24 protein-coding genes are annotated in these 21,221 nt (G+C 66.5%); 13 read left to right on the top strand and 11 right to left on the bottom strand.

The window, feature by feature from the left end; genetic code table 11:
• The first annotated feature begins 9 nt into the window (after positions 1-9).
• Positions 10-1,275: an N-acetylglucosamine-6-phosphate deacetylase gene (locus AC1DKN_RS01315; RefSeq protein ID WP_476870250.1), complete on the top strand. Its 1,266-nt coding sequence runs from the start codon at positions 10-12 to the stop codon at positions 1,273-1,275.
• 99 nt (positions 1,276-1,374) lie between these two features.
• Positions 1,375-1,968: an NADPH-dependent FMN reductase gene (locus AC1DKN_RS01320; RefSeq protein ID WP_476870251.1), complete on the top strand. Its 594-nt coding sequence runs from the start codon at positions 1,375-1,377 to the stop codon at positions 1,966-1,968.
• A gap of 56 nt (positions 1,969-2,024) precedes the next feature.
• Here the strand turns inward: AC1DKN_RS01320 and AC1DKN_RS01325 are convergent, their stop codons facing one another.
• The gene (locus AC1DKN_RS01325) at positions 2,025-2,843 is read right to left on the bottom strand and encodes a GAF domain-containing protein (protein WP_476870252.1); all 819 of its coding nucleotides are present in this window, start codon (positions 2,841-2,843) and stop codon (positions 2,025-2,027) included.
• A 489-nt stretch (positions 2,844-3,332) separates the two neighbouring features.
• On the opposite strand from AC1DKN_RS01325, the gene AC1DKN_RS01330 reads away from it, so the two are divergent.
• The gene (locus tag AC1DKN_RS01330; RefSeq protein WP_459383551.1) at positions 3,333-3,794 is read left to right on the top strand and encodes a hypothetical protein; all 462 of its coding nucleotides are present in this window, start codon (positions 3,333-3,335) and stop codon (positions 3,792-3,794) included.
• Between the two features lie 41 nt (positions 3,795-3,835).
• Here the strand turns inward: AC1DKN_RS01330 and AC1DKN_RS01335 are convergent, their stop codons facing one another.
• On the bottom strand, positions 3,836-4,636 hold the full coding sequence (locus AC1DKN_RS01335; protein ID WP_476870253.1) for a glycoside hydrolase family 25 domain-containing protein: 801 nt from the start codon (positions 4,634-4,636) through the stop codon (positions 3,836-3,838).
• A gap of 147 nt (positions 4,637-4,783) precedes the next feature.
• On the opposite strand from AC1DKN_RS01335, the gene AC1DKN_RS01340 reads away from it, so the two are divergent.
• Entirely contained in the window at positions 4,784-5,659 is an 876-nt protein-coding gene (locus tag AC1DKN_RS01340) for a PhzF family phenazine biosynthesis protein (protein WP_476870254.1), read from the top strand.
• Here the strand turns inward: AC1DKN_RS01340 and AC1DKN_RS01345 are convergent, their stop codons facing one another.
• The 5 genes from AC1DKN_RS01345 to AC1DKN_RS01365 form a co-directional block, all read right to left on the bottom strand.
• A complete protein-coding gene (locus AC1DKN_RS01345) occupies positions 5,660-7,273 on the bottom strand; it encodes a glycoside hydrolase family 32 protein (RefSeq protein WP_476849984.1) in 1,614 nt (537 codons plus the stop codon). It lies immediately after the preceding gene.
• 139 nt (positions 7,274-7,412) lie between these two features.
• Positions 7,413-9,011 carry a glycoside hydrolase family 68 protein gene (locus AC1DKN_RS01350; RefSeq protein ID WP_476870255.1) on the bottom strand — a complete coding sequence of 533 codons (1,599 nt, stop codon included), beginning with the start codon at positions 9,009-9,011 and terminating at the stop codon, positions 7,413-7,415.
• Positions 9,012-9,531: 520 nt separating this feature from the next.
• A complete protein-coding gene (locus AC1DKN_RS01355; RefSeq protein WP_476870256.1) occupies positions 9,532-9,780 on the bottom strand; it encodes a CDGSH iron-sulfur domain-containing protein in 249 nt (82 codons plus the stop codon).
• 30 nt (positions 9,781-9,810) lie between these two features.
• Complete coding sequence (locus tag AC1DKN_RS01360) at positions 9,811-10,875, bottom strand: iron-containing redox enzyme family protein (protein WP_476870257.1); 1,065 nt, start codon at positions 10,873-10,875, stop codon at positions 9,811-9,813.
• Between the two features lie 745 nt (positions 10,876-11,620).
• On the bottom strand, positions 11,621-11,878 hold the full coding sequence (locus AC1DKN_RS01365) for a hypothetical protein (protein WP_230010808.1): 258 nt from the start codon (positions 11,876-11,878) through the stop codon (positions 11,621-11,623).
• A gap of 274 nt (positions 11,879-12,152) precedes the next feature.
• Here AC1DKN_RS01365 and AC1DKN_RS01370 point away from each other — a divergent pair, with 274 nt between their 5' ends.
• A complete protein-coding gene (locus tag AC1DKN_RS01370; protein WP_476849988.1) occupies positions 12,153-12,866 on the top strand; it encodes a TetR/AcrR family transcriptional regulator C-terminal domain-containing protein in 714 nt (237 codons plus the stop codon).
• A 21-nt stretch (positions 12,867-12,887) separates the two neighbouring features.
• On the opposite strand, the gene AC1DKN_RS01375 is transcribed toward AC1DKN_RS01370, so the two are convergent.
• Entirely contained in the window at positions 12,888-13,364 is a 477-nt protein-coding gene (locus AC1DKN_RS01375) for a DUF4188 domain-containing protein (protein WP_476870258.1), read from the bottom strand.
• A 71-nt stretch (positions 13,365-13,435) separates the two neighbouring features.
• Here AC1DKN_RS01375 and AC1DKN_RS01380 point away from each other — a divergent pair, with 71 nt between their 5' ends.
• Positions 13,436-14,053, top strand: coding sequence for a MerR family transcriptional regulator (locus tag AC1DKN_RS01380; RefSeq protein ID WP_476870259.1), 618 nt, complete (start codon positions 13,436-13,438; stop codon positions 14,051-14,053).
• Here the strand turns inward: AC1DKN_RS01380 and AC1DKN_RS01385 are convergent.
• The 3 genes from AC1DKN_RS01385 to AC1DKN_RS01395 all read right to left on the bottom strand — a co-directional run bounded on the left by AC1DKN_RS01385 (position 14,050) and on the right by AC1DKN_RS01395 (position 15,777).
• On the bottom strand, positions 14,050-14,535 hold the full coding sequence (locus AC1DKN_RS01385; RefSeq protein WP_476870343.1) for an N-acetyltransferase family protein: 486 nt from the start codon (positions 14,533-14,535) through the stop codon (positions 14,050-14,052). The genes AC1DKN_RS01380 and AC1DKN_RS01385 overlap by 4 nt on opposite strands.
• A gap of 32 nt (positions 14,536-14,567) precedes the next feature.
• A complete protein-coding gene (locus AC1DKN_RS01390) occupies positions 14,568-14,918 on the bottom strand; it encodes an ArsR/SmtB family transcription factor (RefSeq protein WP_459383543.1) in 351 nt (116 codons plus the stop codon).
• A gap of 118 nt (positions 14,919-15,036) precedes the next feature.
• Positions 15,037-15,777, bottom strand: a complete 741-nt coding sequence (locus AC1DKN_RS01395; protein WP_476870260.1) for an aquaporin — start codon at positions 15,775-15,777, stop codon at positions 15,037-15,039.
• 45 nt (positions 15,778-15,822) lie between these two features.
• Here AC1DKN_RS01395 and AC1DKN_RS01400 point away from each other — a divergent pair, with 45 nt between their 5' ends.
• From AC1DKN_RS01400 to AC1DKN_RS01430, 7 genes are all read left to right on the top strand, one after another.
• Positions 15,823-16,497: an arsenate reductase/protein-tyrosine-phosphatase family protein gene (locus AC1DKN_RS01400; RefSeq protein WP_476870261.1), complete on the top strand. Its 675-nt coding sequence runs from the start codon at positions 15,823-15,825 to the stop codon at positions 16,495-16,497.
• 163 nt (positions 16,498-16,660) lie between these two features.
• The gene (locus tag AC1DKN_RS01405; protein WP_476870262.1) at positions 16,661-17,083 is read left to right on the top strand and encodes an arsenate reductase ArsC; all 423 of its coding nucleotides are present in this window, start codon (positions 16,661-16,663) and stop codon (positions 17,081-17,083) included.
• Positions 17,084-17,266: 183 nt separating this feature from the next.
• Entirely contained in the window at positions 17,267-18,697 is a 1,431-nt protein-coding gene (locus tag AC1DKN_RS01410) for an FAD-dependent oxidoreductase (RefSeq protein WP_476870263.1), read from the top strand.
• Complete coding sequence (locus AC1DKN_RS01415) at positions 18,694-19,116, top strand: arsenate-mycothiol transferase ArsC (protein WP_476870264.1); 423 nt, start codon at positions 18,694-18,696, stop codon at positions 19,114-19,116. Before AC1DKN_RS01410 ends, AC1DKN_RS01415 begins: the two co-directional genes overlap by 4 nt.
• Positions 19,094-19,687, top strand: coding sequence for a DinB family protein (locus AC1DKN_RS01420; protein ID WP_476870265.1), 594 nt, complete (start codon positions 19,094-19,096; stop codon positions 19,685-19,687). The genes AC1DKN_RS01415 and AC1DKN_RS01420 overlap by 23 nt, the downstream gene beginning before the upstream one ends.
• Positions 19,688-19,756: 69 nt before the next feature.
• Complete coding sequence (locus AC1DKN_RS01425; RefSeq protein ID WP_223914797.1) at positions 19,757-20,134, top strand: ArsR/SmtB family transcription factor; 378 nt, start codon at positions 19,757-19,759, stop codon at positions 20,132-20,134.
• The gene (locus AC1DKN_RS01430; RefSeq protein ID WP_476870266.1) at positions 20,131-21,207 is read left to right on the top strand and encodes a cation diffusion facilitator family transporter; all 1,077 of its coding nucleotides are present in this window, start codon (positions 20,131-20,133) and stop codon (positions 21,205-21,207) included. Before AC1DKN_RS01425 ends, AC1DKN_RS01430 begins: the two co-directional genes overlap by 4 nt.
• Positions 21,208-21,221: the final 14 nt, after the last annotated feature.

The following is a 21,221-nucleotide window of genomic DNA, read 5'->3' on the forward strand; positions in this document are numbered from 1 at the left end:
TTTGGCAGCATGATCCTGCCCATCGAGGACCGCGAAGCCGCCGCCCCTGCCTACATCCTGCGGGGTGCCCTCATCACGGACGGCGACTGCACACCGGGCTGCGTGGTGGCGGTGAACGGCGGCCTGATCGCCTACGCGGGACCTGGCGACGGCTTTGACGCCGCACATTTCCCGGGTGCGGAGGAGCTCCCGCTGCCGCCCGGCAGCTCCCTGCTTCCCGGGCTTGTCGACCTCCATTGCCACGGCGCCGCGGGCGGCGGATTCCCGGCCGGCAACGACCGGGCCTGCCGGGCGGCCGTGGACTTCCTGCACCGCAACGGGACCACCAGCCTCCTGGCCAGCCTCGTCACGGCCCCGGAAGATGAGCTGGTGGGGTCGCTCGGCGTACTCAAGGTCCTGGCGGCCGAGGGCTTGATCGCCGGCGTGCACTGCGAGGGGCCCTTCCTCTCCGCCGCCCGCTCCGGCGCGCAGGACCCGCACTGGCTCCGCGCCCCCGACCCTGCGCTGCTCCGGCGGCTGGTGGCGGCGGCCGGCGGAGCCCTGCGGACCATGACGTACGCCCCCGAACTGCCCGGCGCGGGTGAGCTCCTCCGGATCCTCACGGACCACGGGGTGATCCCCTCGCTGGGCCATACCGATGCCGCTGCCCCCGTGGCCGCGGCCTCACTGGCGGAGGCCGCGGACCTCATCCGCGGGGGCGCGGCTTCCGGGGCCTTCGGGCCGCGCGCCCGGCCCACGGTGACCCATCTGTTCAACGGCATGCCACCCCTGCATCACCGGAGTCCCGGACCGGCGGCCGCGTGCCTGCGGCTGGCGGCCGCGGGCACGGTCGTCGTCGAGCTCGTCGGCGACGGCGTGCACCTCGACCCGGAGACGGTCCGGATGGTCTTTGACCTGGTCGGAGCCGGGGGCATCGCGCTGGTGACGGACTCCATGGCGGCGACCGGGCTGCCCGACGGCGACTACGAACTCGGCCCCGCGGATGTGGTGGTGCACGACGGCGTGGCCACCCTGCGGAGCAACGGCGCCCTTGCCGGGGGAACGGCGACCCTGTTGGAGGTTGTCCGCGCCACCATCGCGGCGGGAGTGAGTCCGGCCGACGCCGTCGCGGCGGCCACCCTGGTCCCGGCCCGTGTCCTGGGCCTGGAGGCCGAGATCGGCGCCCTCCGGGCTGGAATGCGCGCGGATATCATCGCCGTCGACCCGGGTTTCGACCTCGTGGCCGTGCTGCGCGGCGGACGGATCCTGCCGGACCATCGACGTGCCGCGCGTTAGCCCCTGAACCCGCGGGGCCCACGGCGGTGCGGAAGTTTCGAGCCCCTCGTTTTGTTGTTCTGAGTGTGGGCAAACATTACTTCCGGAAAGGAGCCCGCCATGATCCGCATCGCTATCGTGCTCGGGAGCACCCGGCCCGGTCGCCTCGGAAAGGCCGTCGCCGACTGGGTAAGTGCCCGGGCATCAGAACGCGGCGATGCCATTTTTGACGTCCTCGACGTCGCCGATTTTGATCTTCCGCTACTGGACGAGCCGCTGCCACCCTCCCTCGGCCGGTACAGCCAGCCCTACACCAAGGCCTGGTCCGAAGCTGTCGACGGATTCGACGGCTACATCTTCGTCACGGGCGAGTACAACCACTCGATTCCCGGCGCACTGAAAAACGCTGTGGACTACCTCTACAAGGAGTGGAACAACAAGGCGGCCGGGTTTGTCAGCTACGGAAGCAGCGGCGGCATCCGCGCCGTCGAACACTTCCGCGGAGTGTCCGCGGAGCTGCAGATGGCCGACGTCCGGGCCCAAGTGGCGCTGCCCCTGGCCACGGAGTTCGCGAATTACCGCACTTTCATCCCGACGGCGGCCGCGGAAAAGAGCCTGCAGATGCTGTTTGACCAGGTGATCGCGTGGTCCGGCGCGCTGAAGGTCCTCCGGCCAGGCCATGCCCACGGAACAGAAGACGCCAGCGCGGCCTGACCGCTGCCCTGGCTTAGCCCGGTTAGCCGTCCCGCGGGGCGCGCGCCGGTGTCCGCCTACGCCGGAGTCCCCGTCCTGCGCCGCCGCCGCCGGACAGGGGGCGTGTCTCCGCCGTGTGGCGCCGCGGCATAGGGACTGGGCAGGGGCACGTTCTGGTCCGGAACGGAATCGGGGACCAGGACGTGGACCGTGGCGCCGGATGATTCCCGCGCGGCTCCGCCCGCGACGCTGCGCAGGTAGTCAAGCGCCCCTTCTTCGTTGAACCCGTACTCCCGCACCAGCGTCCGCAGCGCCAGCCCTGCCAGTGCCCGGGAGAGCTGCGCCGAGGAGAGATCTGCGCCGCCCCCGGACCTCAGCGCCAACTCCTGGACCAAACGCAGTGCACGGGAGATGTAGCGGGCCAGCCGAGCCGCTGCGATGATGTCTGCGCTGGTGAAGACGTGCGGCCACGCGGCGTACAGGTTCACGGCGGCATGGAAGACCGCTTGTGGTGCCAGTGGAACGGATACGAGGGACCGGACCCCGAAGGCTGCGGCAGCGCTGGCGTACCCGGGCCAGCGCCGCTCCAGGGAAGTGTCGCCCACGAACACATATTCGCCGGTTCGGACCGCCGTGCGGGCGGGCCCGTCATCGAAGGAACGCTGCGCCTCGTCGGCGGCCCGTGCCGGTGCGCTGCCCGCAGTCAGCGTGAGGGCCTCCGCGGACCCGACCAGTGTCACTGCCCAGCTGATCCCACGGCCGGGACCACCGATGTCGTCAACAAACTCGCTCACGGCTTCGCTGAGGAAGGCACCGACATCCGGGTCGTTGAAGTGCAGCTCCCAGAAGGAGGCATAACGATCCTGCCGGCCGTCTCCTGCAATTCCTTGGGTCATGTTCCACGCTCGAGATCAAAGCACGCAGCTCACTGCTGAACCGATGAAAACAGCATACGTCCGGGCGGACACCGCCGCGCCTCCCATTTGTCAGAGCCAGGGCCTCTGTCGTTTTGGTATGGTTCCGGGCTGTCCCGGCGACCTGTTTCGATGAACTGTTCCTCAGCTGTTCCGCTGAGCTGTTCCCGTGACAGCGGGAAATCTGCTTCAGCGCCGCGGCGGCCCAGGGAGGCTTTTAACATCCGCCCTGGACCGCCCGCCCCGGCTTCAACACCAGTCGCGGAGGACCCGTCCCGCCGTGGCACAACCATTAATACCCGCGTTCCGCAGGTCCCAAAAGGGCCATTGGGCCCGTGCCGGCCGGCAGCGCACTACCGCCCATTTCACCCCCGGCGGATGAGGTCCGCACGCGCGCCCGGGCAGACGATGGATATGCCCTTCGATGCCCCACTGCTCGGGGGCGATCCCAGCTGGGAGAGGAGCCTCCAAATGTCAAGACCGCACGCAATCACCGTGGGATCCATCGCACTTGCGACCGCCGTCGTACTGCTCACCGGATGCAGCCCCACGAGTCCGCCGGCTGCCACCCCAAGCCCCACCGCGGCCATCTCGAGCCCGCCCGCGAGCGTGTCGGAAATCTGCGCTGCTGCCGATGCCCATGCCGCGGCCCTGGCGAATTTCAAGGCCACGCTCAAGCCGGACGCCACCATCGAGCAGGTGCGCGCGGCCCAAGACCAAGTCTCCAAGACCTATGAAGAGCTGGCCAAGGCAAGCGAGAACCTCGCCCAGCAACGGGCGGAGGCGGTTATGGCCGCCGAAGCCAAGTTCAATGCCGCAGTCGCCGCGGTGCCTGACAATGCCACGTTGACTCAAGCAGCTGATTCCCTCCGGGACGAAGCCTCCAACGTCGAGGCCGCGATCCGCGACCTCCGGACTGAGGTCAAGTGTTAGCGGTCTGACATGTCTCGTCCCAATCGGTGCCCGTTGGGCCCTCAGATACAGGAATGGTCGTAGTCGAATCCTCCCGACACGTACTGGGCAATGGTGACTTTCCCGCCGGCCGTCAGTGGCGCCTCGGAGCATTTGCGTTTTGCCACGGCGAGTGACTTCGCCCCGGCCAGCCAGCTGGGCAGCGTGTAAAGGTTGCTCGAGGACGGCACCGTTCCCACAATTTGGGTCCACTGCGTCTTGGCGGAGTAAAGGCCCGTTCGGGCTCCGACACTCGCGAAGAAGGCCGCCATCCCCTCCAGATCGGCACGGTTCGCCGCCGGGCGGGTTGACCAGCTGTTGCCGGTCTCGACATCGAGCCACCACGTGTAGGCCGCCGCGTTGCTTATCCCCCGGATGTTGGCATCGTCGTAGGCCTTGGCATAGCCGTACATGTAGGAGCAGGCTTCCTCGACTGAACCCTCGGTGCACTGTCCGTAGGGGTTGGCGACGGTGGTTCCTCCGTAGTTGTTGCTGGTAGGCCACCAGGATCCTGAAGTACCGGGGTTGGCGGTGTTCACGTAGAGCGCGACCAGGGGCTGGCCAGTTCCGCCGGTGGACGTCCCGGCCCAGGACAGCTGCGTCGCCAGACACGGGTTGGTGGTGTTGGCCAGCCCATTGTTCACGCCGACGACGGCGAACGTCTGGCCCCGGGGCAGCGTTTTGCCGCATTGGGGCCACGACACATCGTTGCCCGGGCCCGCAGCCCCGGCTGCGTGGGCCGGCGTTCCGGCCAGCATCAGCGCGAAGCTTGCGGCGGCCGCAAGGATCACCCGGCAACGCGAGGAAAAGGGTGCAAGGGACATGGTGGGCCTTCCCGTCGATGCTGCTGAGCAGTTAGCACAGCATGGCCGCCGCAGGTTTGCCCGGTCAAGGCTTTCGGTAGTGAGTTCATGGGCCGGTCCGCCGGCGGCTCCCACAGACGCGGTGGCACGGCATGGGAGGATCGGTGTATGGAAACCACCCCGGAGGTCCTGCGCTATGCGGCCTTTTCCACGACGCCCAACGGCGGAAATCCTGCAGGCCTGGTGCTGGATGCCCGTGATCTGGATGATGCCGGGATGCTGGCGGTGGCGGCCGCCATCGGGTACGCAGAGACGGCTTTCGTGACGGAGCCGGGTGTCGACGGCGACCCGCGCCGGAGCCGGGTTCGGTACTTCTCGCCGATCGCCGAGGTGCCATTCTGCGGGCATGCGACGATTGCGCTGGCCGTTGCGCTGAGCGCACGCGACGGGGCGGGCGCCTTCACCTTCGAGACCCCCGTCGGCCCCGTCCGCATTGAAACGGCGGGGGACGGTGCCGAGATCACGGCATCGTTCACGGGCGTTGAACCGCAACTGGCCGCCTTCGACGACGACGTCCTGGCTGAACTTCTTGGATTGCTCGGTTTCGGTCTGGACGATCTCGATCCGGCCTATCCGCCGCGGATCGCGTATTCGGGGAACTGGCATCCGGTGCTGGTCGTCGCGGACCGCTATCTTTTCGACTCCTTTTCCTTCGATCCGGAGGCCGTGCGCCGGCTGATGGACGCACAGGGCTGGGCTGCGACGGTGACCGTCCTGCACCCGATTGCAGATGGCGAATTCGAAGCCCGGAACCTGTTCCCGGTGGGTGCCATCACGGAGGACCCCGCAACCGGGGCGGCCGCGGCGGCCGTTGGCGCCTACCTGCGCATCCTGGGCCTGGTCGATCCCCCGTCGAGAGTCCTCATCCACCAGGGACGGCACGTCGGCCGTCCGGGCCTGCTCACCGTGGACATTCCCGCTGCCGGCGGAATAGTGGTCAGCGGCAGGGCCGTCCGGATCCCCGCCGCTGCGGGCAACAGCTGATCACTGGGTGGAGGCTAAGCGCCGGTAGCTGAAGGACTTCAGCGTCAGCGTGCCCCCTGCCGTGACGGCTTTGACCCCCGGCGTCCCCGCAGCGGGGAAAACGAGTGACGTCATGGTCTTTTCCCCGCCGTTGATGAAAACCTCCACCGAGCAATAGTCGACGAAAATCGTTAGCTCCACCGTCCCGTTCCGCGCTGGGCTGGCTGCGCGCCGCGATGCCCGATAGTCGGGGCTGAGTTCTGCCTTGCCGGTGGCGGCAACATCGGACTCCCGGGAGATGAATGCTGACTCGGTGGCGAAGTCGTATCCGACGGTGGCAAACGTGCCCCCGCCGCTTTCGAGTTCGATCCTGGCAACGGAACCGTCGTCCTGCGCTGTCCGCTCTAGAGTTACATCGAGCCGGTACGCCCCGCCTTCCGGGACCGGCAGTTGTCCTGCGCCATCCGGTGTCAGTCGACGTTCCCCGGTGGTTGCCGCCGGGCCTTCAAGGGACTTCATGGCAGTCGTGGGGCTCGACACCAGCGTTGGCTTTCCGGCGATTGTTTGCAGCCGTATGTCCCTCACTATGGAGTCGGCGCCGCCGTGCCAGTCCTGAGTGGGCAGCTGCCGGGCGTACTGCCAGTTGTTCATCCACCCGATGGCGTGCCGCGAGGACATCCGCTGGCTTTCGGTGAGCCTGGGATCATCCCACGTCACGGCGGCGTAGAAGTCGGAGCCGGCGTCGAGCCACTGGTGCGGCCCGTCAGACGGGGTGAATCGGGTTCCGTCCCATTCGCCAGTCCAGTAGGCAACGCCCGTGGTGAAGCCCTCTTCGCTCCCGTTGGCGCTGGCGGCCAGGACCCAGGTCCGTTTGGATGGATCACCGTCGAGATCCAACTGGAAGAGGTCCGGGCACTCTAGGACGCCCAGACCTTTGCGTTCGATGCCTGAGGCGTAGTGCCAGTCCAACAGGTTCGACGACGTATACATGCCGATCTTGTCGCCTTCGGCCAGGGCCATCACCCATTGGCCGTGGGCCGCATCCCGAATGATTTTGGGATCCCGCCAGTCCGGTTCGCCCGGGTTTTCCATGACCGGGTTCTGCGCATAGGCGGTGAAGGAGTATCCGTGGTCAGTGGAATAGAACAGGGACTGCCGCTGGATTCCCTGGTCCTGCTGCGTCATGACCGCAATGACAGCCCCCTTGCCAAAGCCGGCCGAATTGTCCTGGTCCACCACGGCGCTTCCGGTTTCGATGTCGCCCAGCCCGTTTTTGTACTTGGTGATCGCCACTCCCTCCTCCTTCCAGTGCACAAGGTCCGTGCTGGTCAGGTGGTACCACTCGGTGCCGTTCTCCTTCGGGTACCCGGCGTTGTAGAGGTAGTAGTAGTGCCACACGCCGTCGAGCAGGATGGGACGCTGCGGATCATTCATCCAGTTCTTCCCGGGCGTTATGTGATAGCTCGGCCGGAACTCGGATGCCCCCTCGGGCCGGTCGAAAGCTGGCTGCGCCTGCCCGGCGTGGCTCTGGGAACCCGGGCTGGATCCCGGCGAAGGGACCAGCGCCACCGCGATCAGAACGGCCGCGGCGGCGGCCACGGCGGCCACCATCCAGATCGTCCAATGGTTTTTCATGATTTAACATTCCTGGTCTTGGTGGAAGCCATCCCGCCCATCTATGGCCCGTCGGTCTAGGCCCTGTCGGTCCAGGGCCTGCGGGGGGACGGAAGCACCCGGAAATCCGGGCGCTTCCGCCTCATGACTGCCTACTGCACTACTTGTACAGCCCGGCACCGCCGACGTTGAGGTTCGTGGGCAGGTACCCGAACGGGCCCAGGCCGTTCTGGCCGAAGCTGCGGTCAACGGCCGAAACTCCGTTGCGGAAGTTGATCTTCACGGTGGGCGAGAGGGACCCGCCGCGGACGCCGTCCACGTTGTCGATAAAGGACTGCACCAGCCCGCCCGGCTGCACGTAGTGCGAGTAGGCCTGGAACTGGCGGCCGTTCTGCCGGGGATCCGGCCCTTCGGGCGCATTGGCTGGCATATTCAGGTCCGTGGGGGATGCCAGCGTCAGGCCGCTGTTGTTCATGGGCTGGTAGTCGGAACGGACGCCGTCGCCTACAAAGCCGTAAACTCCGTCGGGGCCGCGCATTCCATCCGCATAGGTGAACTGGTGGCTGATGGTGAACAGGTAGTACTTGTTCTTGCCGCCCTCGCTCTGGATGAAGATCTGCGGACGCTCGGTCTGGTCGTTGACGCAGTTGGCGGACAGGATCGGCGGCAGGAAGTGCCATTTGGTCAGGTCTTTGTTGTCCGCCACGGCCAGGCCCACGTTGGCCGTCTGGAACCATGCACCGGTGGTGGCGTTGACGGTGTTCGCGGATTCGGCGCGGGGGTCCCCGGGCTGGTAGCCCAGGTCCTGCTCCGTGCACTTGTAGTCGCCCCGCTGGCCGCCGGTGTTGCCTTCGAAGACCATGAAGGTCTTGCCCGGGTGCGCCGGGTCTACGAACGTGTAGGGGTCCCGGAAGGCGAACCCTGGGTTCTGGGCCTTGTTCTGGTACATGACGCCGTCCGGCTCAAGGAGTTTGGTGTGCTCGAAGCCGTCGAAGCTCACGCCGTTCTTGTCAGCGTGGATGTTGCCCAGTGCCTTGGCGATCACGGCATCCGGGGCGATTCCGCCGCCGCCGGCGTTGCGCTCGGCAACGTCGTAGAACGTCGTTGCGGTGTAGAAGACGTTGACGTGGTTCCCCTGCATGAGGCGGGTGGAACCGGACCATTCGGTGTTGCCGACGGAGGTGTTGTCCAGGAACAGGTGTCCGCCGTAGTTCCACTTGTCCTTGGCCGGATCGGCGTTGGTCTTGCGGAAGAAATAGCCGATCCGGGCGTTCCAGTGCCGCTGGTCGAAGCCGTAGCCGGCGTGGCGGTCGGCAACGAGTGAGAAGATCACGTCCCAGCCCTTGTAGCTGATCTGGTTTGCGTTCTCGTCGGTCAGGGACCACGTGTCCCAAACCCAGACGTCGTCGTTCATGGCCGGGAAGTCCTGGGGGATTTCCGGCATGGTGACGTTCGGGCTCATGGAGTTCTGGCCCGGGGTTACGCTTGTGCTGCTTTGGGCCATAATCTGCTTGGCATCGGCACGCGTCCACTTGGAGGTGAAGGCCGCGGCCGGATCGAACGCCTGCTGGGTGTGCTTCGTGGGCAGGGGGAAGCCGGGTGTCGGAGCCGGCATCTGCCCGCCGCTCGGCGGATCCGAGGGCGTGTTTGCCTGGGCTGACGGAACGGCAAGGAAGACGGAGGCCGCCACGGCCGCCGCCAGTGCCGCGGCGACAGAACGCCACCGCAGCTTCCGGTGTGTATTGGGGTGCTCGTGCATTTTTGCTCTTCTCGCGGAGTTGAGACCATTCGTGGAAGACGGGCATATGCCCTCATTCCCCGAAACTCCGGCAGCCCCGATGACACCGCAGGCGTCATCGAGGACGCCATCGTGTCGAGGGGACGGGGCCTCGGTAGGGCCCCGTCGGTGGCCCGGGAGGGTGCTGACCTCCTGGACGTTCATCACCGTAGACAGTGCCGGCGAGGATTCAAAACCACATTTCAAACACCAAAACGGCTCATACCCCGGTCGATGTAAGCGCTTGCACAAACTCTCCGCGCGCGTGCCACGACTCTAAGATTGAGTCAAATATTTCCTAAAAAATATGCTTTCTTTTTCAAGTCGCCCGCTGTTTGCCCGTTCGTTGCCCCGCAGCCGTCCTTCACCCAGCCCACACTGCGGAGCACGACGCCGGCGCCTTGAGTGAGGCGCCGGGTGTCCAAAGCGTTCGTACTCCGGTCACCGGAGGCCACGAATCCGGCGATAAGTGCCACAGATCCCCAACCATTCCCGGGGTGCCTCACGTCGCTTCTCTCGTCCCCGGGGTGGCAGGGAATTCGGTTCGGAACCCGATCAATTTCTGGGTGCCGTCGCAGTAGGGTTTGATCGCGGACGCGCCGCAGCGGCACAGGGCGACTGTTTTGCGCGACCGCGGCACTGCTCCCCCGGACGGGGTGACGATCTCAAACTCGCCGCGGACCAGGATCGGTCCATCGGGACAAATAACAATGGCGGCGTCGTTGGACGATTCCTGCGGGTTCTGGTTCATAAATGCTCCCTGACTGGGTTCGTGCCCGGGTCAGACCCCGGCGGAGACAGGCGGCTTCAGCGACGACGTGCCGCTCTCCCACGCCCCCATGATGTGCGCGGTGAGTCGGGCGTCGATGGCGAGCACCGCCGTCGCGCCGAACAGGACGTCCGGAAGGAGATCCGGTTCTGCCTCCACGAGCCCTCCGGCGAGATCCCGGCCCGCGATCTGTTCGTGGACGGCGTCCGCTTCGACGTGCTCGTCGAAGTACGCGGTCACATCGGCCCCGAATCCGAGACGCCGGAAACCGTTGCCGTACAGCTGATTCGGCCGGGAGGAGGTCATCTCATAGATCGCCAGATGCCCTGCGATGGCTCCCCGCAGTCTGCGGTTCAGGCCGAAAAGGGACATCATGTTGACGGCGGCGAGAGAGATGGCCGGGACGGCATCCACATAGCCGCCGTAGACATCGTTCAGCCCCAGCCCTCGCATGGTCCGGGCGAAAAGTGCGCTGTGCATGCGGTCCGGGCGGCCTCCGCCGTACTCGTCAGCCTGTATCTCCACCAGCGCAGCCTTGGCCCGCCCGGTCAGCCTCGGGATCGCCCAGGTGTGCGGATCGGCTTCCTTGAGCCGATAGATCGATTTGTGGACCAGGAATTCACGGAGCTGCCCGAGGGTGGCCAGCTTCGCCACATGGCGGGACATGCCCGGTCCACCGTCCTGGCCCGCGAGCCCGAACAGAATGTCCGCCACCGCGTCGCTGTCCAGGCCGGCGGCAGGAGCAGGCTGGACTGATCCGGCGGACGAGCGGGCCACGGACCGCAGCTCCAGCTCGAACGGTCCCTCCAGCAGCTGCCGGAGTGCGATCAGCCCGGGGTTCCATTCCCAGCGGTCGTCCACCCCATCCAAGCCGCCGTAGTGCAGCTCGTAGAGGCAGAACAGGGTCAATTGCACATCGCCGTCGTCGATGATGTCATCGGCGAGTGCCAGCTGCCCGTTGATGAGTTCGGTGAGATCGCGCAGCGTGCCCTGGGCTGCGGAATCATCTCCGGTCCCGTCGGCCAGAAGCCGGAAAAGGCCACCGCTTATGGGTCCGCGCGAGTCAGGGATCTTCATGTTTTCTCCTACGTGGGCCTCAGCGGTTTTGGCTGCGGCCGGTGAAAGTGCGTCGAAGTGAGCCCGCCCCGGGGTTACGGCCGGAGGGGCCCCAAGGGTGCGGCGCCCTTAGCTGTTGCCGGTGTAGACGAGGCTGTCCGGGTCGACTTCGTTCGCCGGGGCATCCGCGAGTCCCTGCGGGGACAGATCCATGTCCATCAGCGCGGGTCGTTGATTGTGGGCCGCGGAGGCTCCGGTGGTGGCAGTGCTGTGGTTGGAAACGGTGTGCCCCTAATTCTTCGTTGGTTACAGACCCCGGAGGGTGCCCTCTGTCACGGGCGGGGTATTTCCATCTGGAACCCGCACCGGCACCGGAGAACGCGCGTCCGGAGATAGTCGCCCAGAACATCCGGGCTCCCGGCGTGTGTGGAAACCGCCCGGTGGGCACTTCGCCGCTCGGGGTCCACTGCGGACATCGGCTCCTGGCAGTGGCGGTAGGCGTCCTCCCGGTGCATGGCACCGCCGCTGTTCCCGTTCCGCACCGGGATGATTGCGAGAAACGCCGCAGTCGTAGCTACCACGTGCGAGCTGCCGCAGTTGGTGCAGCTGATGGCGGCCGCGAGGGTTTCTTGCTGCGGATTCAAGGTGGCGACAGAGTCCAGGAGCAGGTGCCGGTCCGTCTCACATGTCGCACACCAAGGCCGGCGCCCTCGGGGCTGGTGGGCATCCCGTGGCAAGTACGTGCTTGACGTGATTGTCATCCGGGTCAGACCAGGCCCGGGTAGCTGGCCAGGATGTAGTCCGCCGCGGCTGGTCCTTTCATGCGGAGGCCGTTGCGCTTGGGATGGATCTGCTTTTCTTTCATGGCCGCCCAGAAGGCATCTTCGGGGCGGGGCGCGGTCTGGCTCAGGAAGCACCAGCTGGTGTAGAGCCCGTAGAGGCAGTCCCGGCCCAGGGCGTGGTCGGATGCAGGGTCCCGGGTGGTGGCTTCCTGCAGGAATTGGTCGTATTGGGAAGTTGCCATGAGTGGCTCGTTTCTTCGCGGTGCATTGTGTGCCGCCGTGTGGCTACAGCAGCTGAGCGTCAAGGCCATGCACGGGGCGATGACGCAAGATCCCGCACTGCTGCGTCACCGCAGATCCGGGAATAAAGCGTTACTGGGCTGGCGGTCCACATCCTGCGGAAACCAGCCAATGCAACTTCTCTACGATGTAGACTTTAGGCGTAGACTACACATTAAGCAACCGGCTTTTCATCCCGGAACTGTAACCACTCTGTATCGACCCGAACGGAAAACCATGTCGCCCGAAGAGCACCCGGCGCCCCCTGCGGCTCCCGGCAAGAAGGCTCGCCTCAGCCGGGAGATTGTCCTGTCGACGGCACTGGCACTGGTGGACGCCGAGGGACTCGACGCCCTCACCATGCGCAGGCTCGGGCAGGAACTCGGGCGGGATCCCATGAGCCTGTACCGCTACGCCGCCAACCGCGCAGCCCTGCTGGACGGCGTCTCAGAACTCGTGCTGAATGAACTGGCCATCATTCCCGACGATCCCGACTGGCAGTCGCAGCTCCGGCGCATTGCCCACGACCTGCGGCTCCTGGCGCTCCGGCACCCCAACGTCGTGCCCCTCCTCGTGACCCGCCCCCTGTCAACACCCCTGGGCCTGCGGCCGCTGGGAACATTGCGTCCGCTGGAGCAGATCCTGTCCCTGCTGATCGACGCCGGATTCGCCCCCGTTGACGCATTGCACGTCTACCGCGCCTACTACGGATACCTCTACGGGCACATCCTCAACGAACTGCAGGAATTCGTCGTCGACCCCGAGGAAAATGAGGCCCTTCTCCGGCTGGGGCTGCACCGCCTGCCACCGAAGGAATTCCCCCGCCTCCGCGCCCTCGCCCCGGTCCTCGCCGACTACGACGGGATGGCCGAACTGGATGAGGGAATCACCATCCTGCTCTCGGGGCTCGCGGCCCGCTGCCGGATGCCGGATTCCCCGACCAAACCATGATCCGGAAAGGCACCGGTCATCTCAGCCCGGGCTGGACAGCCGGTCCTTCGCCTGCTGGCTTCCGGGCCCCACGGGCAGAAGCTCTGTGGCCTGCGCGAGACCCTCGGTAGGCATAGAGACATACATGCTCTCGGCCCTGCTTACCTGGAAGGTCTCATGCCAGATGCCGACAGCTTTTGGGGCCTTCCTTGCCTGGCGGTTGAAGGCAGCCCACGCGGGCCTGTGCTCGGATTGGGGCGCACTTGCGTAGGCATACAGCTTGTCCACCGAGTCCCAGTACTGCACAATGACCGGCCCGCCGGCTCCGAGGGCAAACCGGCAACCAAGGAGGCCGGACCCCGGCTCCCGGAAGAGTTCGGTCAGCATCCGGGGCATCGCAAGGAACACCGGCAGCCAGAGATCCGGACGCCAGGGACTGTTGATGCGCATGCCGATGAGGAAGACCACCAAATCACCGGAATGGCGGTGAGTGAAACGTCCAGCATTGATGCGTGCCATACTTTTCTCCTAACTGGATACCGCTACTCCCCAATATTGGCGAGTGCGACTATCCAAGTCAAGGAGAATCTTTGCGCATCTCACAGCTGGCCGCCGCTACAGGGATTCCGGTGGCCACCATCAAGTACTACCTTCGGGAGAAATTGCTTCACGAGGGCGTCCTGACGTCCGCGACGCAGGCCCGCTACGACGACTCGCATGTTCGGCGGCTGAAGCTCATCCGGGCACTCATTGGAACCGCCGGGCTCAGCATCAGCGCCACCCGCCAGGTGCTGCTTGGCCTGGAGAGCCCGCCGGAGTCAGGCCACGATCTGCTCGGAATTGCGCACCGCGCGGTCACCCGGTCCGCACCGGACGACGTCGACCTTTCCTCGGCACAGCGGCTCCTGGACCGCTGGGGATGGGGCGCAGAGACATGCGACCGCGATACGCAGGCCGCCCTGGTGGAGGCCCTGCGCGGGCTCTCAGATGCCGGGTTCGATGCGCCGGCCGCGCTCCTGGACCGCTACGCCGCGGCAATGCGGGACATCGCGGCGGCCGACGTCGAAAGTGTCCCCACCGATTCGGCCGAGGCCGCAATGAGGCACGTGGTTCTTGGGACACTCCTGATGGAACCGGTACTCCTGGCCATGCGCCGGCTTGCCCAGCAAAGCGCATCCTTCCAGCGGTTTGGTGGGGCGGGGTCCTAGACGACCGGGGAGCGCCGCTCGATCAGCACCGTGTCCCGCCATTGCCCTTCGCTGGGGCCGTAGCTCATGCGGGCAATGCGGTTCCGCCGGCCGACGACGGCAAATCCGTTCGCGAGGTGGAGCTTCAGGCTTGCTTCGTTTTCGGGGAAGACACTGGCCTGGATCGTCCAGATCCCGCACCGTTCGGTCGATGCGGCCAAGGCTTGAAGCAGCGCGGCCCCGACTCCCTTGCCGCGGGCTTCCGCGGCGACGTAGACGGAGTGCTCGACCACGCCGGCATAAACGGGCCGCGCTGACACCGCGGAGACAGTCGCCCAGCCAAGGATCCCGCCCCCGGGAGCCTCGGCGACGAGGCGGTGCGCGGGAAGCCGGGAACTGGTGAAGCGTTCCCAGTCCGGCACTTCCGCCTCAAAGGTGGCGTGGCCGGTGGCGATTCCTTCGCGGTAGATTCCCCGGACGGCCGCCCAGTCGTCCTCGCGCATGGAGCGGATCGTCACCGCGGACTGTTGCGCGGTCACAGCGTCGCCAGGAGCCCGGCCGTCTGCTCGAGCGCGCCGGGCACCAGGGAGTAGTAGGCCCACGTGCCGCGCTTTTCACGGTGCAGCAGCCCGGCCTCGACCAGGACCTTCAGGTGGTGAGAGACCGTGGGCTGGCCCAGGTCCAGCGGCTCGGTTAGGTCGCAGACGCATGCCTCCCCTGACTCGCCAGCCTTGACGATGGAGAGCAGCCGGAGCCGGTTCGGGTCGGCCAGCGCCTTGAAAACCAGGGCCCTCTGCTGGGCTTCCTCGGCACCCAGGGCAGGGGGCCCTGCCGGGGTGCAGCAGGATTCATCCGTGGCGGGCTCGAGTACAGGCAACAACTTCATGTACCCATTATGCCCTGATATTGATATACATCAATGTATGGGCGCGGGAGCTCGGGTCGGTCGACCCGGCGCAGATCCGCTTTGGGTGGGGGCGGCATTGTTCGGCCGCCGGCCAAGGCTAGGAGCGGGCCGTTTCGGCACTGTGCGCCAGGACGACGCCGTCCGCGGTGCGGGCCGCGGAGGGGAACAGGATGAGGAGAAGGCCAAATCCGATTGCTGCGCCGATCAGCTGCGCCAGAACGTAGCCGGGAACTGAGGCCGGTGCGATGCCGGCGAAGGTGTCGCTGAAGATGCGGCCCACCGTCACTGCCGGATTCGCGAACGAGGTCGAGGACGTGAACCAGTACGCGGCTCCGATGTAGGCGCCCACCGCCGGCGCGGCAAGGGCGCCGCGGGAGGTGGCAGCCAAGGCGAAGATCAGCAGGACCAGTCCCGCAGTGGCGACAACTTCACCCAGGAGATGCCCCGGTGTTGCCCGCTCCTTGGACGAGATGGAGGTGCCCACCTCAAACATGGCGTTCGCGACCATACTGCCGCTGACCGCACCCACGGTCTGGGCAACCACATAGGTGCCCAGCTCCGGCAGGGTCAGGCCGGTACCGGCGCGTCGGCCCAGGATCCAGTCGGCGAGGGAGACCACGGGGTTGAAATGCGCGCCGCTCACAGGCCCGAGCACCAGGATCAGCACCGTCAGGCCCAGCACTGTGGCGGTGCTGTTCTGCAGCAGCTGCAGGCCAACGTCACTGGGTGAGAGCTGCTGCGCGGCGATCCCGGAGCCGACGACGATGGCCACGAGCAGGCTGGTACCGAGCAGTTCGGCGATGGCGCGGCGCCACAGCGGCGGCTGGTTTGAAGTCATGGCAACAGCTTGATCCAAGGAACTAATTCAGTCAAAATTGAATCAATGAATATTGAGGCAGCAGAGGACTTTCGGGCGCGGGCAGCCAAGCACGCAGCCCTCGGCGATCCTGCGCGGCTGCGCATCGTTGATCTGCTGACCCTCGGGGACTTCTCCCCGACGGAGCTGCAGGCCGAGCTGGGGATGCCGTCGAATCTGCTGTCCCACCATCTGCGCACGCTGGAAGATGCCGGACTGGCAACCCGCCACCGCTCCGAAGCCGACCGGCGCCGCAGCTATATCCGGCTTGCTGCCGGCGCTCTGGAGGGCCTGGTGCCGGGGGCCGAACACGGGGCGCGCCGCGTCCTGTTTGTCTGCACACGAAACAGCGCCAGGTCCCAACTGGCCGCCGCTCTCTGGCAGCAGGTCAGTGAAATTCCCTCGACGTCGGCGGGAACGCGTCCCGCAGACCGCATCGCCCAAGGCGCTATCGACGTCGCCCGCCGTCATGGCCTGGACCTTGCGGACCTTCCCCCGCGCACCCTGATCCAGGTGGCAGACGAGGGCGACTTCATCGTGACCGTCTGCGACAAGGCCCACGAGGAACTGCCCGGATTGGCTGGAATCCACTGGTCGGTGCCGGACCCGCTGCGCCCGGGCACCAAAGAAGCTTTCGACATGGCGTTCAACGACATCACCCGCCGCATCAATGACCTTGCACCCCGCGTAACCGCCGCCTAGGTCCGTCGCAGAAATCCGCCGGGAACAAATATTGACATTCATCAATCTATAGCCCGATACTCTCTATATCGATCATCATCAATGTTCGGTTGAGAGTTTCAAACCGGGCGCAAGACTCCAGACTGTATCGCCCACTCACCTCATTGATTCCAGGAGAAACCCCGTGAGCACAGAAACCGCCAAGAAGCCCTCCGTCCTCTTCGTCTGCGTCCACAACGCCGGCCGCTCCCAGATGGCCGCCGCCTTCCTCACCACCCTCGGCGAGGGCCGGATCGAGGTCCGCTCCGCCGGATCCCAGCCCGCGGACAAGGTCAACCCGGCAGCCGTGGCGGCCATGGCGGAGCTCGGCATCGACATGTCCGCCGAAATCCCGAAGATCCTCACCACGGAGGCCGTGAAGGAATCCGACGTCGTGATCACCATGGGCTGCGGCGACGAATGCCCCTACTTCCCCGGCAAGCGCTACGAGGACTGGGTCCTGGAGGATCCGGCAGGCCAGGGCGTGGAAGCCGTACGCCCGATCCGCGACGAGATCAAGGGCCGCATCGAGGACCTGATCGAGTCCCTGACCCCTGCCGCCAAGTAAGGGCCAGCACCACACGTCTGACAGAGGACGGAGAGGGGGTGAGCTGAATGAACACCGGATGCTGCAGCGACGACGAGGATCAGGACTGCTGCTAACCCAACACCGGCGCCTGCCGGCCCAACCCCGGCCGGCAGGGCCAACCGAAAACAACCGCAACACCACAACGGATGAAAGAGGACACCCATGGATTTGACGAAGAACCTTCCCGTTGCCGTGATCGGCGCCGGCCCCGTGGGACTGGCCGCCGCGGCCCACCTGATCGAACGCGGACTCGAACCGCTGATCTTCGAAGCCGGCCCCTCCGCCGGCGCCGCGATCGAGCAGTGGCGCCACATCCGGCTGTTCTCACCGTGGCGGTTCAACATCGATGCCGCCGCCGTTCGCCTGCTCGAAGCCGCTGGCTGGGAGGCGCCCCGGCCCACCGCGCTGCCCTACGGCGGGGAACTCATCGATCGGTACCTGGCCCCGCTGGCCGCGCTCCCGGCCATCAGCTCCCGGCTGCAGACCGGCGCCAGAGTCATCGCCGTCACCCGCACAGGCATGGACAAGACCCACACCCGTAACCGCGAGATCACACCGTTCGTCGTCCGCGTCCAGCACCAGGACGGGGGAACCCGCGACCACACCGTGGCCGGGGTCATTGACGCCTCGGGCACCTGGTCCACCCGCAACCCGCTGGGGACCTCCGGGCTTACCGCCATCGGCGAGGACTCCGCCGCGGACCGGATCTCCTCGCCGCTCCCTGACGTGACGGGCCGTGACCGTGGCGCTTTCGCCGGACGCCGTGTCCTGGTCGTCGGCGCCGGCCACTCCGCCGCCAACACCCTGATCAGCCTCGCGGACCTGGCCAAGGACGAACCGGGCACCCGGATCCTCTGGGCGGTCCGCGGCGCGTCCGCCGAGAAAGTCTACGGCGGCGGCGACGCTGACGGGCTGCCCGCCCGCGGCCAGCTCGGTGCCCGCCTGCGCCGCCTCGTCGAGGCCGGGACCATCGAACTGCACAGCGGTTTCGGCATTGCTTCCCTCAAAGCCCTGGATTCCGGCGTGACCGTGGAATCCGTCGACGGACGCACCCTCGAGGCCGACGTCATCGTCCCCTGCACCGGCTTCCGCCCGGACCTGGACATCCTGCGCGAACTCCGCCTGAACCTCGACCCGGCCGTCGAAGCACCCGTGGAGCTCGGCCCGCTCATCGATCCGGAGTTCCACTCCTGCGGCACTGTTGCACCGCACGGCGCCAGGCTCCTGGCCCACCCGGACAAGGACTTCTACATCGTCGGCATGAAGTCCTACGGCCGTGCGCCAACATTCCTGCTCGCCACCGGCTACGAACAGGTCCGCTCCGTCGCCGCGGCCCTGGCCGGCGACCGCGAGGCCGCGGACACCGTCCAGCTCGAACTCCCCGAAACCGGCGTCTGCTCCTCCGACGCCGGCACCAGCTGCGACGTTCCGGCGGCCGCCGCCACCGCATCAGAGTCCTCGTGCTGCGCCGCTCCCGAGCCGGTGCTCGTCGGCTTCCCCACCGGACTGTCCCACGGACGCTCCGGCGAAGACCGACCGGCCGCATCACTGCTCCACGAACCCAGCTCAGAGAAGGAAGAATCAAACGCATGACCGAGACCACGAAAACGCCCACCGTCCTGTTCGTTTGCAGCAAGAACGGCGGAAAGTCCCAGCTCGCCGCAGGTTTGATGAACCATCTGGCCGATGGGAGCGTCACGGTGCACTCCGCCGGGACCAAGCCCGGTCAGTCGCTGAACCCCGAGGCCGTGGAGTCTCTGAATGAACTCGGCATCGGCATCACCGGCGAATACCCCAAGCCCGTCACCGACGAGGTCCTGGACGCGGCCGACGTCGTCATCGTCTTGGGCAACCAGGCTAAGGTCGAGCCCCGCGAGGGCCAGCGGCTCGAGTTCTGGGATACGGACGAGCCCTCCGAACGCGGCATCGAAGGCATGGAGCGCATGCGCCTGGTCCGGGACGACATCATGGCCCGGGTCCGGAAGCTGCATGCGGAGCTGGCTGGAAACTGACCGGGCCCGCGACACCGGAGTGCACATCGTGGACCCGACGAAGGAAGAGATCCTGTCCGGGTACAGCCGCGCCCGCCGCCACCTCGACGCCCTGCTGCAGGACCCGGCGCCCAAGGACCTCGGCCGCAAAAGTACGGGCACCCGCTGGACCAACGAGGAACTGCTCTTCCACATGGTCTTCGGCTACATGGTGGTCCGTGCCCTGCTTCCGCTGGTCCACGTCGTCAGCCGGCTCCCCCGCCCGGCGGGCCGGGCATTCGCTGCTGTCCTCAACGCGGGCACCGGTCCTTTTGATGTGGTGAACTACTGGGGCTCCCGGGCCGCCGCCCTCGTCTACAACAGGCGCAGGATGAGCCGGAAACTGGATAAAACCATCGCCGCGCTCTCCCGCCGGCTCGACCATGAGAACCCGCAGTCCCTCGCCAGGTCGATGCCGTTCCCCGACAGGTGGGACCCGTTCTTCACGCCGCTGATGACGCTCAACGATGTTTACGCCTACCCCACGCTTCATTTCGACTTCCACGCCAAGCAGTTGAGCCTTCGGCATCCGGACGCGCCGGAATCGTCCTGATGGCCACTAACGGTATCCCGTTGATTCGATCGTCTTGAGTGGAGCGGGGTTATATGTAAGTATCTGCGTATGAATGCAGATAATAAGGCTTGCGCGCTCACCGCGGACAGCCAGTACGTCGAGCTGGCCGTGGAGGTGTTTGCCATGCTGGCCGACGCCACCCGGGTCAGGCTCATCCTGGCTCTGCGCCACGGTGAACTGCCCGTCAACGTGCTGGCCGAAAAGGCCGGGAAATCGGCGGCTGCGGTCTCCCAGCATCTGGCCAAGATGCGGCTGGCGCGCATGGTAGCCACCCGCCAGGAAGGCACCAAGGTCTACTACCGCCTGCAGGACGGGCACGCCTGGCAGCTCGTGGCCGACGCCATCCACCAGGCCGAACACACCCTCGGCACGGCCCCGCATCACAGCACAGCCCCGCACAGCCCCACAAGGGAGGCCGGCGCATGAACCGGCCCCCGCACCCCGGCCACGATGTCCACCCGCACCCGCACGGACATGCCCACGACGACGGCCATCACCACGACCACGGCCCGCACGGCCATGTCCACGCGACCGGTTTCAGGGGGTGGCTGCAGGAGCTCTTCGTGCCCCACTCCCATGACTCGGCCGACTCGATCGACTCCGTCCTGGAGACAAGTTCCCAGGGCATTCGCGCCGTCAAGGTCTCCCTGCTCGGACTGGGGGCCACGTCGCTGTTCCAGCTGGTCATCGTCCTCATCAGTGGCTCCGTGGCGTTGCTGGCGGACACGGTCCACAATTTTTCCGATGCCCTGACCGCCGTTCCGCTGTGGATCGCCTTTCTGCTCGGACGCCGCCGCGCGACCCGGACGTACACCTACGGTTTCGGCCGCGCCGAGGACCTCGCAGGGCTGTTCATTGTGGCGATGATCGCGCTCTCCGCCGTGGTGGCCGCCGTCGAATCCATCCGGCGCTTCTTCGAACCCCAACCCGTCCAGAACCTGGGCTGGGTGCTCGCCGCCGGCCTCGTGGGCTTTGCCGGCAACGAACTGGTCGCGATCTACAGGATCCGCGTGGGACGGCGGATCGGGTCCGCCGCGCTCGTCGCCGATGGCATTCATGCCCGCACCGACGGCTTCACCTCGCTGGCCGTCGTCGCCGGAGTCATCGGCATATGGCTCGGATTTCCGCTTGCAGATCCGATCGTGGGCCTGCTCATCTCCGCAGCCATCGCCGTGCTCCTCTGGGGAACCATTCGCGACATCGGGCGCAGGCTCATGGACGGCGTGGACCCGAACCTTACGGAACGCCTGGCGGCGGTTGTCACTGCCCACGCCCCCGCGGGCGCAACATCCCGGCTGCGCTGGTCCGGCCACCGGCTTCACGTCGAGGTCTCCATCCCCCTGACCACGATCACCGACCTGGGCGAACTTGCCACAATCCACGACGAAATCGAGCACGCCACCCGCCACGCACTCCCGAACTTGGGATCCGTGACAACGGTCCCCACGTTCGGCCAGGCCGCGACGGCCGGACCACCGCCTCCCCCGAGCCACGGATAACGGCGGCCTCGGAG

It is taken from the genome of Arthrobacter sp. 01N444, from assembly GCF_056399305.1.